A 12,477-nucleotide genomic window follows, 5' to 3' on the forward strand; every position below is an offset into this window, starting at 1 on the left:
TGACCCGCTCTGCGGCCCACGGCTGGCGGGCCGACTGGATTAACGAAGCGCGCCGTTTAACCAGAATGGCGCATGCGATAAGGCCTGTTTGCGGCTGGCTTCATACCAGCCCTGGCGGCGCTCGCTCAGCGCCGCCTGCAACTCGCGCCAGGCGTCGATATAAGGCCCGGTCTGCTCGTCGGGGTAAGCGCCCGACAGCAGGATCAGCGCCGAAATCTGACGCGTCAGGCGCGGCAATTGTTCCTGATATTCATCTTCGTTCAGCGTACGGCTGAAGGCTTCTTTCAGCTCCGCGCCGCTGCGCCCCAGCATGATGTCGCTAAAGCGTTTGAAAGAACCGTCCAGCTTGGTCTGCCCTTTGGCATCGATAAACGGCCTCCAGGCGCCGCTCACCAGCCATGATGTGAGCGCCAACTTACATTGCAGGTAAGCTGTGCTGTAGCACAGGGTCTCTGGTTGCGCGGCTTTATCCGCCAACAATGGTTCGAGTTCGGTCAGACGGGCGCGCAGATCGGCGCTGGCCTTGCGCGGCACCAGGCCGCCGAAGATCACCAGCGCCTGGCGGATCGTGCCGACCGCTTCGATGACCGCCCCGCGCGCCTGCGCGTCGCCGCGCAGCCACAGCTCTTCATGGTACTGCCAGTGGTTCAGCGCCAGTTCGAAGGCGGCGATCATCCCCTGCTCCACGGTCGCCTTCGCCGCCGGCTTCAGCACCTGCAGCGAGCGCACCTCGCGCGGCGGATTGCCCTGCGCCAGGTGGTAACCACGCGCCGCCTTGCTCAGGCTGCCCTGACGCAGCCCATCGTGCGCCGCCAGCTCACCGGCCAATGCCAGCAGATCGGCGGTGTTGCCTTTCAGCAACTCCAGTTCTATCTCGCTCAGGGCTTCGCTGAGATCACCGGCGCGCACCTCACCCTGATCCAGGCCAATCTCTATCTCACTTTGGCCGTAAGTAACCACCCACTTCTCACGCACAAAATCGGTACGGAACAGCGGTTGCAACGCCTGCTGCAGCGCCGCGATATCGCAATCCTGCGGCCAGATGTCGGCAGGAAACTGCGCCAGCGCCAGCTGCGGTTCGGCGATGGCGACATTGTATTCCGGGCGCTGGTGCAGGCCGGCCACCACTTTACCTGCGGTTTTGATGGTCATCTCATAGCGATCGTCGAAACCGCGAATGCGCAGCCCCATGTCGTGACGGCGCAGGAAATTGTCGGCCGTTTCGAAGTAAATGTTGGTCAGTTTTTGCGGCGCGGAATGCTGATGCGGCCAGGCGGCGAGCCAGTGTGGCAGTGCGGCCACCGCTTGCGGCGCGGCGATGAATTTCAGTTCAATTTCAACGGTCATAATTCTTTAACACCAATAAGTTACGCATTCACGTCGGTTTCAGCTCGGCGCGCTCGGCCCGCCGTATGCTGCCCACTGACGCACAGTTGCCGTTATCTTACCGCGATTCCCGGCGCCTTAACCCTGCTAACTGTAGAAAAAACCTGTTACGTTATAAAACGCTGCGCAACTCACAGAATCAGCCACAGTAAGATAGTTCTCATTCCGGTTTTGGCGTTGCGTCGTCAGACTGAACCCTCTACTATCGTTCCATAAATTCACCCAGAAACGATGAACTAATGCAGAAATTACGCCTGATTTTCCTTGCCGCGCTGAGCTTCAGCATCACTTGGGCCGCACATGCCGAAGATAAACGCTATATCTCCGATGAGTTAAGCACTTATGTCCATAGCGGCCCAGGTAATCAGTACCGTATTGTCGGCACTCTGAACGCCGGTGAAGAAGTGACCCTGCTGAGCGTCAACGACAGCACCAATTACGGCCAGATCCGCGATCCCAAAGGCCGCACCACCTGGATCCCGCTCGATCAGCTCAGCCAGACGCCAAGCCTGCGCACCCGCGTGCCCGAGCTGGAACAGCAGGTGAAAACCCTGACCGACAAACTGGCCAACATCGATAACACCTGGAACCAGCGCACCTCGGAAATGCAGGAAAAAGTCGCGGGCAGCGACAGCACCATCAGCAGCCTGCAGAAGGAAAACCAGGATCTGAAAAACCAGCTGGTGGTGGCGCAGAAGAAGGTCAACGCCGTTAACCTGCAGCTCGACGATAAACAGCGCACCATTATTCTGCAGTGGTTCATGTACGGCGGCGGCGTTGCCGGCGTCGGTTTGCTGTTGGGTCTGCTGTTGCCGCACCTGATCCCGCGCCGCAAGAACAACAATCGCTGGATGAACTGATCTCAGTATCGTTCAGTTTGAGTATGGGCGCCTGCGGGCGCCCTTTTCATTGGTGCCGACATCCCGCGGTCAATTCATGTAATCTGATAGACAGAGCCTTACACGATATTCAGGAGTCAACAGTGCAGATTTATCTGGTCGGCGGCGCCGTTCGCGACAGCCTGCTCAATATTCCGGTGGTCGATCATGATTGGGTGGTAGTGGGCGCCACGCCGGCAGAGCTGCTGGCATTGGGTTACCAACAGGTCGGCAAAGATTTCCCGGTGTTCCTCAACCCCGATTCTCATGAGGAATACGCGCTGGCGCGCACCGAGCGCAAATCCGGCCAAGGGTACACCGGTTTTACCTGCTATGCCGCGCCGGACGTCACGCTGGAGGAAGATCTGCTGCGGCGCGATCTGACCATCAACGCCATCGCCCGTTCCGCCGAAGGGGAGCTGATTGACCCTTACGGCGGCGTGGCCGATCTGCAGGCGCGCGTGCTGCGCCACGTTTCCGACGCGTTCGGCGAAGATCCGCTGCGAGTACTGCGCGTGGCGCGTTTCAATGCCCGCTTCGCCCACCTGGGTTTTCGCATCGCCGACGAAACGCTCGCCCTGATGCGCCAAATGGCGCACGGCGGTGAACTGGCTGCGCTGACCGCCGAACGCGTCTGGAAGGAAACCGAAAAGGCGCTGCAAAGCCAGAGCCCGCAGGTCTATTTTCAGGTGCTGCGCGATTGCGATGCGCTGGCGGTGCTGTTCCCGGAAATCGACGCGCTGTTCGGCGTGCCGGCCCCCGCCAAGTGGCACCCGGAGATCGACACCGGCGTGCACACGCTGATGGCGCTGGCGATCGCCGCCCGCCTCACGCCGGAGGTGGACGTGCGCTTCGCCACCCTGTGCCATGACCTCGGCAAAGGGTTGACGCCAAAAGAGTTCTGGCCGCATCACCACGGCCACGGCCCGGCGGGCGTACGGCTGGTCGAGGCGCTGTGCCAGCGGCTGCGGGTGCCTAACCCGGTGCGCGATCTGAGCAAGCTGGTGGCCGAGTACCATGATCTGATCCACACCGTGAACAAGCTGCGGCCGGAGACCCTATTGAAGCTGTTCGACGCCATCGACGTCTGGCGCAAGCCCCAGAGGCTGGAGCAGATGATCCTGACCAGCGAAGCGGACGCGCGCGGACGCACAGGCTTTGAGAAGAATCCCTATCCGCAGGGCGACTATCTGCGCCAGGCGTATCAGGTGGCGAACGCGGTATCGATTAAAGAGGTGGTAGCCAGCGGGCTGCAGGGCACCGCGATCCGCGACGAGCTCAAACGCCGCCGCCAGCAGGCGCTGGCCGAGTGGAAGCTCACCCAAACTATCCTCAACGATCAGGCATAAAAAAACCCCGCAGAGCGGGGTTTTTTCTTGGTATCGGGTTTACAGGAACACCATGTAAACCACGGCCGCCACGATAAAGCGGTAGATGGCGAACGGCACGAACGAGATGCGTTTGATCAGCGACAGGAAGGTCTTGATCGCAATCAGCGCCACCACGAAGGCAGTAACGAAACCGACGGCGAACATCGGCAGATCGCCCCAGGTCAGGAAGTGCAGGCTCTTGTACAGATCCAGGCCGCTGGCGCCAATCATCATCGGCACCGCCAAAATGAAGGAGAACTCGGACGCCGCATAGCGGTTCACGCCCACCAGCATACCGCCGGCGATAGTAGAACCCGAACGGGAGAAGCCCGGCCACAGCGCCAGGCACTGGAAGCAGCCGATCATGAACGCCTGGCGGTAGGTGATGTCATCCAGCCCTTCCGCGCTCGGTTTCTTCGGCTTCAGCCATTCCGCCGCCAGCAGCAGCAGACCGCCGACCACCAACGCATACATCACGTTTTTCGGCGCGAACAGCGACTTGATGAAATCATGGAAGGCCAGGCCCAGCACCACCGCCGGGATCATCGCCAGCAGGATGTGCCCCAGCTTCAGCTGACCGCTGGTTTTACCCTCGTGCTCCACCGGCTTGCCGCCGAAATGGATGCCGATCAGGCCGAACAACCTGCGCCAGAACATCACGACGACGGCCAGGATCGACCCCAGCTGGATGATGACTTCAAAGGTTTTGGCTTTGTCGCCGGTAAAGCCCAGCCACTCGCCAACGATAATCATATGCCCGGTGGAAGACACCGGCAGAAATTCGGTTAACCCCTCGACAACCCCAAGAACAAACGCAATAAACAGTGAATGCATGTCAGCCATGTGCTTCGCTCACCCTATAAAATAACGGCTATCACATAAAAAAGCGGCAATGCTTAAAGACAATGCCGCTAAAACAATTCTCAGGATTAAGACCAGCTTAACGGTCTTTCGTTGCAAGCAGATGACATAAAATCATGCGGGACGAGTGCCGCGCTCAATGATCACGCCGACCCGATTGGCATGTGCTACAGCGCCCGGTTTGCTGACCTTAATACGGACCCACGGGGAATTGAAGCGTTGAAGCAAAATTTCAGATATTTCCTCCGCCACGCGTTCCACCAGGGCGAAGCGGTTCGACTCCACGTGTTGGATCACGGCATCGCTGACGTCGGCATAGCTCAGACAGTCAGTTACGTCGTCGCTGGCGGCGGCCGGCCGGTTATCCCAGCCCATTTCGATATCGAACACCAGCTTCTGACGAATGCCCTGTTCCCACTCATAAACGCCAATGGTGGTAATTACGGTAAGCTCTTCAATAAATACGATATCCATCACGTCATTCTCTGTTTTTGGCCTTGCCGGATACCACTTCCAGCGGAATGTGCGTATTATCCATAGATGTTGCGAGTAAAACGACCATTATTAAACGGAACCGCGTTATGAGTGCTACCGCGCTTGGCATGATTATCTTCGCGTATCTGTGCGGCTCGATTTCGAGCGCGATCCTGGTTTGCCGGATCGCCAGGCTGCCGGACCCGCGTGAGCATGGCTCAGGAAATCCCGGGGCGACCAACGTCCTGCGCATCGGCGGCCGGCTGGCGGCAGCGGCGGTGCTGGTGTTCGATATTCTGAAAGGGATGTTGCCGGTCTGGCTGGCCTACAAACTCGATGTACCGCCGCTGTACCTCGGCCTGACGGCGATCGCCGCCTGTCTGGGGCACATCTATCCGGTGTTCTTCCACTTCCGCGGCGGTAAAGGCGTGGCGACGGCGTTTGGCGCCATCGCGCCTATCGGCTGGGATCTGACCGGCCTGATGACCGGCACCTGGCTGTTGACGGTGCTGCTCAGCGGCTACTCTTCGCTCGGCGCCATCGTCAGCGCGCTGATCGCCCCGTTCTACGTCTGGTGGTTCAAACCGCAGTTCACCTTCCCGGTAGCGATGCTCTCCTGCCTGATCCTGATGCGGCATCACGACAATATCCAGCGCCTGTGGCGCGGCCAGGAAGGCAAGATTTGGGGCAAGTTCCGCAAGAAGAAAAACGACGCGGATGAGGATAACGGCGACCAGCCGGAAGACGAATAACAGAAGGGCCGGATTATCCGGCCCTTTGCTTTATACCGCAGGCAGTTCCGCCAGCGGCCAGCGCGGCCGCACCGAAACGCTCAGCTCCGGGTTGGCGCCGCTCTTCAGCCGCACCATGCCGGCATAGGCGATCATCGCGCCGTTGTCGGTGCAAAATTCCGGGCGGGCATAGAACACTTCCCCGCCGCGTTTCTGCATCATCTCCGCCAGCTTGGCACGCAATGTGCGGTTGGCGCTCACGCCGCCGGCCATCACCAGGCGTTTGAAGCCGGTTTGCTCGAGGGCACGTTTGCATTTGATCGCCAGCGTATCCACCACCGCATCCTCGAAGGCGCGGGCGATGTCGGCACGCGTCTGATCGTCGTTGCCGTTGGAGCGAATGGTGTTGGCGGCGAAGGTTTTCAGCCCGGAGAAGCTGAAGTCCAGCCCCGGACGATCGGTCATCGGCCGCGGGAAGGTGAAACGCCCCGCCGTGCCCTGCTGCGCCATCTTCGACAGCATCGGCCCGCCGGGATAATCCAGGCCGAGCAGCTTGGCGGTTTTGTCGAACGCTTCGCCGGCGGCATCGTCGATCGACTCGCCCAGCAGTGCATACTCACCGATGCCGGTGACGCTGATCAGCTGAGTGTGGCCACCGGAGACCAGCAGCGCGACGAACGGGAACGCCGGCGGGTTATCTTCCAGCATCGGCGCCAGCAAGTGGCCTTCCATGTGGTGTACCGGCACCGCCGGCACGTTCCAGGCGAACGCCAGCGCACGCCCGACGGTAGCGCCGACCAGCAGCGCGCCTACCAGGCCCGGCCCGGCGGTATAAGCCACGCCGTCGATATCGGCCGGAGTCAGGTTGGCCTCTTTCAGAGCCGCCTGAATCAGCGGCACGGTTTTGCGCACGTGATCGCGGGAGGCCAGTTCCGGCACCACGCCGCCGTAGTCGGCGTGCAGCTTCACCTGGCTGTATAATTGGTTGGCCAACAAACCGGTTTGATCGTCATACACTGCAATTCCGGTTTCATCGCAGGACGTTTCTATACCCAGTACTCGCATTACATTTCCCATCATTCACGTGCGGCCGCCAGTCTACCACATTCCGCCACATTTACCGCCGGTGCCGCGCATCTTGTCACCGGCCCGCACCTATGTCGATGATTCATCCAGAAAATGCCCAGGCGATTAAACACGAGCATTTTTTTCTGATTAGTCTATAATCAGCGCCCGGTGCAAAATTGCGCACGTTGCGGCAGAGCGACGCGGGTTTCAATTTGCTGTGATGCTTTACAAAGCAGCATCCATTGGAGTAAAATTCCGCACCATTTTGAAAAGGCTGGCGCTTGGCCAGCAGCAAACCGAATTTTATTGAGGTGAGAGGCACATGCCGGTAATTAAAGTACGTGAAAACGAGCCATTTGACGTTGCTCTGCGTCGTTTCAAACGCTCTTGCGAAAAAGCGGGTGTTTTAGCTGAAGTTCGTCGTCGTGAGTTTTATGAAAAACCAACTACCGAACGTAAACGCGCTAAAGCTTCTGCTGTGAAACGTCACGCGAAGAAACTGGCTCGCGAAAACGCACGCCGCACTCGTCTGTATTAATTCTTCGGGGGCAACCCCACCGCGTGAATTTCTGATTTTCAAAATCGCGCAGACCGAGTAGTTGCATACGAAGGCCGTGCTTTCCGAAAGGAATGCGCGGCTTGTTCTCGTTTATAGGCTAATGAAGTAAGGGCTTATGGCTGGACGAATTCCGCGCGTATTTATCAATGACTTGCTGGCTCGCACCGACATCGTCGATTTGATCGACGCCCGCGTGAAGCTCAAGAAGCAAGGCAAGAACTACCACGCGTGCTGTCCGTTCCACCACGAAAAGACGCCTTCCTTTACCGTTAATGGCGAAAAGCAGTTTTATCACTGTTTTGGGTGTGGTGCGCACGGCAACGCCGTCGACTTTTTGATGAATTACGACCGACTCGAGTTTGTCGAAACCATCGAAGAGCTGGCGACCATGCACGGGCTGGAAGTGCCTTACGAAGCGGGCACCGGGCCGACCCAGATCGAACGCCATCAGCGCCAGAGCCTGTACCAACTGATGGAGCAGCTCAGCGCGTTCTATCAACAGTCACTGCAGCAGTCCTCCGGGGCACCGGCGCGCAGCTATTTGCAGCAGCGCGGATTAAGTGACGACGTTATTCGCCATTTCGCCATCGGCTTCGCGCCGGCGGGATGGGACAACGCCCTGAAGCGTTTCGGCCGCGATGCCGACTCGCGCCGCGCATTGAACGATGCCGGCATGCTGGTGACTAACGATCAGGGGCGTTCGTACGACCGCTTCCGCGAACGGGTGATGTTCCCCATCCGCGACAAGCGCGGGCGCGTGATCGCCTTCGGCGGCCGCGTGCTGGGCGACGGTATGCCGAAGTACCTGAACTCGCCGGAAACCGAAGTTTTCCATAAGGGCCGCCAGCTGTACGGCCTGTATGAAGCACAGCAGAACCACCCTACCCTCCAGCGGCTGCTGGTGGTGGAAGGGTATATGGACGTGGTGGCGTTGGCGCAATTCGGCATCGATTATGCCGTCGCCTCGCTCGGGACCTCGACGACGGCTGAACACATTCAGCTGCTGTTCCGCGCTACCGACAACGTCGTTTGCTGCTACGACGGCGACCGCGCCGGCCGCGAAGCGGCCTGGCGGGCGCTGGAAACCGCGCTGCCGTACCTGAACGACGGGCGCCAGCTGCGGTTCATGTTTTTGCCCGACGGTGAAGACCCGGACACCCTGGTGCGCAAAGAAGGCAAAGAAGCCTTCGAACAGCGAATGGAGCAGGCGCAGCCGCTGTCCACTTTCCTGTTCGAAAGCCTGCTGCCGCAGGTGGATTTGAGCAGCCCGGACGGGCGCGCCAAGCTGAGCACGCTGGCGCTGCCGCTGATTACTCAGGTGCCGGGCGAAACGTTGCGCTTGTACCTGCGTCAGGAGCTCGGCAACAAGCTGGGGCTGCTGGACGACAGCCAGCTCGACAAGCTGATGCCCAAGCAGGCGGAAAATGCGAATCCTTATCAGGCGCCCCAGCTAAAACGCACAACCATGCGTATACTGATAGGGTTACTGGTGCAAAATCCGCAGTTGGCTACACTTATCCCTTCGCTGGAAGGGTTGGAGCAGACCAAACAGGCGGGATTGCCGCTGTTCGTCGAACTGGTGCAGACCTGTTTGGCGCAGCCGGGCCTGACAACCGGGCAATTGCTGGAGCTGTATCGCGACAACAAATTCAGCCAGCAGCTTGAAACCTTGGCGACATGGAACCATATGATCGTTGAGGACATGGTCGAACAGACCTTTTTGGATACGTTGGCCAGCCTGTACGACTCGGTGCTCGAGCAACGGCTGGAAACGCTGATCGCCCAGGCCAGAACGCGCGGCCTGAGCCCGGAGGAACGTGAGGAAGTCCGTTCTCTCAACCAGGTTTTAGCGAAGAAAAACTGAATACCAAACGGCTTAAGTGCCGATAATTGCGAGGGCAGAGCCCTGCACAGTGCCGCCATAGTGGGCCGCGGCGATAACGAAAACGCCCCAAATGCTATTGTTGGCGGTTTCGCCGACCGACACCAACCTAAATACTCTGAAGTGTGGATACCGTCTTATGGAGCAAAACCCGCAGTCACAGCTGAAGCTACTTGTCACCCGTGGTAAGGAGCAAGGCTATCTGACCTATGCTGAGGTCAATGACCATCTGCCGGAAGATATCGTCGACTCCGATCAGATCGAAGACATCATCCAGATGATTAACGACATGGGCATCCAGGTGATGGAAGAAGCACCGGACGCCGATGACCTGCTGCTCGCCGAAAACTCGAACAGCACGGACGAAGATGCGGAAGAAGCCGCCGCACAGGTTCTGTCCAGCGTGGAATCCGAAATCGGCCGCACCACCGACCCGGTGCGCATGTACATGCGCGAAATGGGTACCGTCGAACTGCTGACGCGCGAAGGCGAAATCGACATCGCCAAGCGCATCGAAGACGGCATCAACCAGGTGCAGTGCTCGGTTGCCGAATACCCGGAAGCCATCACTTACCTGCTTGAGCAGTACGATCGCGTCGAAGCGGGCGAAGCGCGCCTGTCCGATCTGATCACCGGCTTCGTCGATCCTAACGCGGAAGAGGACATCGCCCCTACCGCGACCCACATCGGTTCTGAACTGTCGAGCGAAGAGCAAGACGACGACGAAGAAGATGAGGACGCCGAAGACGACGACACCGAAGACGACAACAGCATCGATCCTGAGCTGGCGCGTCAGAAGTTCGCCGAGCTGCGCGATCAGTATGAAGCGACGCGTCTGGTGATCAAAAAGAACGGCCGCAGCCACGCCAGCGCAGCGGACGAGATCCTGAAGCTGTCTGAAGTGTTCAAGCAGTTCCGCCTGGTGCCGAAACAGTTCGACTTCCTGGTCAACAGCATGCGCACTATGATGGACCGCGTTCGCACCCAGGAACGCATCATCATGAAGCTGTGCGTTGAACAGTGCAAAATGCCGAAGAAAAACTTCGTCACCCTGTTCGCCGGCAACGAAACCAGCGATTCCTGGTTCGAAGCCGCAGTGGCGATGGCCAAGCCATGGTCGGAAAAGCTGAAAGACGTTGCCGAAGACGTGCAGCGCAGCCTGCAGAAACTGCGTCAGATCGAAGAAGAAACCGGTCTGACCATCGAGCAGGTCAAAGACATCAACCGTCGCATGTCGATCGGTGAAGCGAAAGCCCGCCGCGCGAAGAAAGAGATGGTTGAGGCCAACCTGCGTCTGGTTATTTCCATCGCCAAGAAATACACCAACCGCGGCCTGCAGTTCCTGGATCTGATCCAGGAAGGCAACATCGGCCTGATGAAAGCGGTAGACAAGTTCGAATATCGCCGCGGCTACAAGTTCTCGACGTACGCCACCTGGTGGATCCGTCAGGCTATCACCCGCTCCATCGCCGATCAGGCGCGCACCATCCGTATTCCGGTGCATATGATTGAGACCATCAACAAGCTCAACCGTATTTCGCGCCAGATGCTGCAAGAGATGGGCCGCGAGCCGACGCCGGAAGAGCTGGCCGAGCGCATGCTGATGCCGGAAGACAAGATCCGCAAGGTGCTGAAGATCGCCAAAGAGCCAATCTCGATGGAAACGCCGATCGGCGACGACGAAGATTCGCATCTGGGCGACTTCATCGAGGATACCACCCTCGAGCTGCCGCTGGACTCCGCGACCTCAGAGAGCCTGCGTTCCGCCACTCACGACGTGCTGGCCGGCCTGACCGCGCGCGAAGCGAAAGTGCTGCGCATGCGTTTCGGTATCGACATGAACACCGACCACACGCTGGAAGAGGTAGGCAAGCAGTTTGACGTTACCCGTGAGCGTATTCGTCAGATCGAAGCCAAGGCGCTGCGCAAGCTGCGTCACCCGAGCCGCTCCGAAGTGCTGCGCAGCTTCCTGGACGATTAAGTCCGGCTGCCGCACCAAAAGCAAAAACCCCGGCTTGCCGGGGTTTTTTTATGCCCTGAATATGCCCCGCCGCATCATTGCAACGCCAGGAACAGCTCGCGATAGCTGGCGGTAAGCTGCTCCAGCGTGGCGCGGTTCAATCCGCTGGGGTTGGGCAATACCCACACCTCGGTTTCCCCCAGCATCATCGCCTGCTTGCCCCAGGGCGCGTTTTTCACCCCGAAGGCGGTGGTGAACGCCTGCTTGCCCAAAATCGCCAGCGCGCGCGGCTGGTAGCGCAGGATTTTCTCTTGCAGCGCCTCGCCGCCGCTGCGCAGCTCGTCGCGCGACAGCTCGCTGGCCGCTACCGTCGGGCGCGCCACCAGCGCGGTAATGCCGCAGCCGTTATCCTTCAGCTGCTGCCACTGCTCCGGCGCCAGCTGGCGCTCGGTAAAGCCGGCCTGATGGATCACCTTCCAGAAGCGATTGCTGCCGTTGGCGAAAGGGTAGCCCTGATGGGCGGAAGAAAGGCCGGGGTTGATGCCGCAAAACACCACCCGCAGGTCAGGCGCCAGAAGTTCCATGAGTGTCGTGAGTCCATTACAGGGATTTACTGCGGTTATCGCAAAATCCGCCAGCAATTACAACAGGCTAGAACTGTGCAGAAAAGCAACATACGGGCGGGTAACTGTAGACCGCCGCTTAAGGATTCCCTATAATCTCGCGGCTTGGCCCCTTAGCTCAGTGGTTAGAGCAGGCGACTCATAATCGCTTGGTCGTTGGTTCAAACCCAACAGGGGCCACCAAATTTTAGATTTAAAATCATATAATTAAGCCACATCTCAGGGTGGCTTTTTTGTTACCATCAACATCGGTGTCGCAAAAGTGTCGCTCTGTTTTTTTGAATCTCTCCCCATATCACACACCCCGACATAAGATAGTTGCCAGCCCAATGTACGCATTCCAATAAAAAACCCGCATTAAGCGGGTTTGTCTCTCTCAGCTGATCACATCCACATAACCTGCTGTTGGCCTGCCACACTAGCGCCAACCGGATGCGGGGGAACGGCCCTGACCTGCCCCGGCGTCATAATCGCACTGTCATAGGTCTCCATCGTTTTAAACGTGTGGCCGCAGTTGATATTTTGGCACTGGTGATAACGTTCTTTCGTGTGCTGACTCAGATAGCGGCTGGTGCGGGCATGGGCCGCAGTCTGGCATAATGGGCAATGGAACATTATTAATTCCTCATCAATGGCTCTTGCCGCGATAATACGCTCTGTGATCTGGATTTGAATTAGCTTTAAT

At 58.6% G+C, this 12,477-nt stretch carries 12 protein-coding genes and 1 tRNA gene; 7 read left to right on the plus strand and 6 right to left on the minus strand.

Annotation, left to right across the window (positions count from 1 at the left end; translation table 11 throughout):
* Window positions 1-39 precede the first annotated feature (39 nt).
* On the minus strand, window positions 40-1,347 hold the full coding sequence (locus tag ACSJLU_RS21410) for a CYTH domain-containing protein (RefSeq protein ID WP_025304321.1): 1,308 nt from the start codon (window positions 1,345-1,347) through the stop codon (window positions 40-42).
* Between the two features lie 278 nt (window positions 1,348-1,625).
* On the opposite strand from ACSJLU_RS21410, the gene ACSJLU_RS21415 reads away from it, so the two are divergent.
* Together ACSJLU_RS21415 and ACSJLU_RS21420 are read left to right on the plus strand one after the other, a co-directional pair.
* Window positions 1,626-2,246 carry a TIGR04211 family SH3 domain-containing protein gene (locus tag ACSJLU_RS21415; protein ID WP_016930153.1) on the plus strand — a complete coding sequence of 207 codons (621 nt, stop codon included), beginning with the start codon at window positions 1,626-1,628 and terminating at the stop codon, window positions 2,244-2,246.
* A 122-nt stretch (window positions 2,247-2,368) separates the two neighbouring features.
* Entirely contained in the window at window positions 2,369-3,613 is a 1,245-nt protein-coding gene (locus ACSJLU_RS21420) for a multifunctional CCA addition/repair protein (RefSeq protein WP_089181360.1), read from the plus strand.
* Between the two features lie 39 nt (window positions 3,614-3,652).
* On the opposite strand, the gene bacA is transcribed toward ACSJLU_RS21420, so the two are convergent.
* Complete coding sequence (gene bacA, locus ACSJLU_RS21425; protein ID WP_004937204.1) at window positions 3,653-4,477, minus strand: undecaprenyl-diphosphate phosphatase; 825 nt, start codon at window positions 4,475-4,477, stop codon at window positions 3,653-3,655.
* Window positions 4,478-4,609: 132 nt separating this feature from the next.
* Window positions 4,610-4,969, minus strand: coding sequence for a bifunctional dihydroneopterin aldolase/7,8-dihydroneopterin epimerase (folB, locus tag ACSJLU_RS21430; RefSeq protein WP_004937203.1), 360 nt, complete (start codon window positions 4,967-4,969; stop codon window positions 4,610-4,612).
* A 107-nt stretch (window positions 4,970-5,076) separates the two neighbouring features.
* On the opposite strand from folB, the gene plsY reads away from it, so the two are divergent.
* Window positions 5,077-5,721 (plus strand): glycerol-3-phosphate 1-O-acyltransferase PlsY, encoded by a 645-nt coding sequence (plsY, locus tag ACSJLU_RS21435; RefSeq protein ID WP_144334731.1) that lies wholly within the window; start codon window positions 5,077-5,079, stop codon window positions 5,719-5,721.
* A gap of 30 nt (window positions 5,722-5,751) precedes the next feature.
* On the opposite strand, the gene tsaD is transcribed toward plsY, so the two are convergent.
* The gene (gene tsaD, locus ACSJLU_RS21440; RefSeq protein WP_025304324.1) at window positions 5,752-6,765 is read right to left on the minus strand and encodes a tRNA (adenosine(37)-N6)-threonylcarbamoyltransferase complex transferase subunit TsaD; all 1,014 of its coding nucleotides are present in this window, start codon (window positions 6,763-6,765) and stop codon (window positions 5,752-5,754) included.
* A gap of 325 nt (window positions 6,766-7,090) precedes the next feature.
* Here tsaD and rpsU point away from each other — a divergent pair, with 325 nt between their 5' ends.
* The 3 genes from rpsU (at window position 7,091) to rpoD (ending at window position 11,190) form a co-directional block, all read left to right on the plus strand.
* Window positions 7,091-7,306, plus strand: a complete 216-nt coding sequence (gene rpsU, locus ACSJLU_RS21445) for a 30S ribosomal protein S21 (RefSeq protein ID WP_001144069.1) — start codon at window positions 7,091-7,093, stop codon at window positions 7,304-7,306.
* Window positions 7,307-7,442: 136 nt separating this feature from the next.
* Window positions 7,443-9,191, plus strand: a complete 1,749-nt coding sequence (dnaG, locus tag ACSJLU_RS21450; protein WP_025304325.1) for a DNA primase — start codon at window positions 7,443-7,445, stop codon at window positions 9,189-9,191.
* A 157-nt stretch (window positions 9,192-9,348) separates the two neighbouring features.
* Window positions 9,349-11,190 carry an RNA polymerase sigma factor RpoD gene (gene rpoD / locus ACSJLU_RS21455; protein ID WP_043142056.1) on the plus strand — a complete coding sequence of 614 codons (1,842 nt, stop codon included), beginning with the start codon at window positions 9,349-9,351 and terminating at the stop codon, window positions 11,188-11,190.
* 74 nt (window positions 11,191-11,264) lie between these two features.
* On the opposite strand, the gene mug is transcribed toward rpoD, so the two are convergent.
* Entirely contained in the window at window positions 11,265-11,753 is a 489-nt protein-coding gene (gene mug / locus ACSJLU_RS21460; protein ID WP_260515689.1) for a G/U mismatch-specific DNA glycosylase, read from the minus strand.
* A 146-nt stretch (window positions 11,754-11,899) separates the two neighbouring features.
* Here mug and ACSJLU_RS21465 point away from each other — a divergent pair.
* Window positions 11,900-11,975: transfer RNA gene (locus tag ACSJLU_RS21465), tRNA-Ile, on the plus strand.
* 201 nt (window positions 11,976-12,176) lie between these two features.
* On the opposite strand, the gene ACSJLU_RS21470 is transcribed toward ACSJLU_RS21465, so the two are convergent.
* Window positions 12,177-12,407, minus strand: coding sequence for a DNA-binding transcriptional regulator (locus ACSJLU_RS21470; protein ID WP_033644586.1), 231 nt, complete (start codon window positions 12,405-12,407; stop codon window positions 12,177-12,179).
* Between the last annotated feature and the right edge of the window lie 70 nt (window positions 12,408-12,477).

Source organism: Serratia bockelmannii, from assembly GCF_051803255.1.
In the GTDB taxonomy this organism is placed as follows: domain Bacteria; phylum Pseudomonadota; class Gammaproteobacteria; order Enterobacterales; family Enterobacteriaceae; genus Serratia; species Serratia bockelmannii.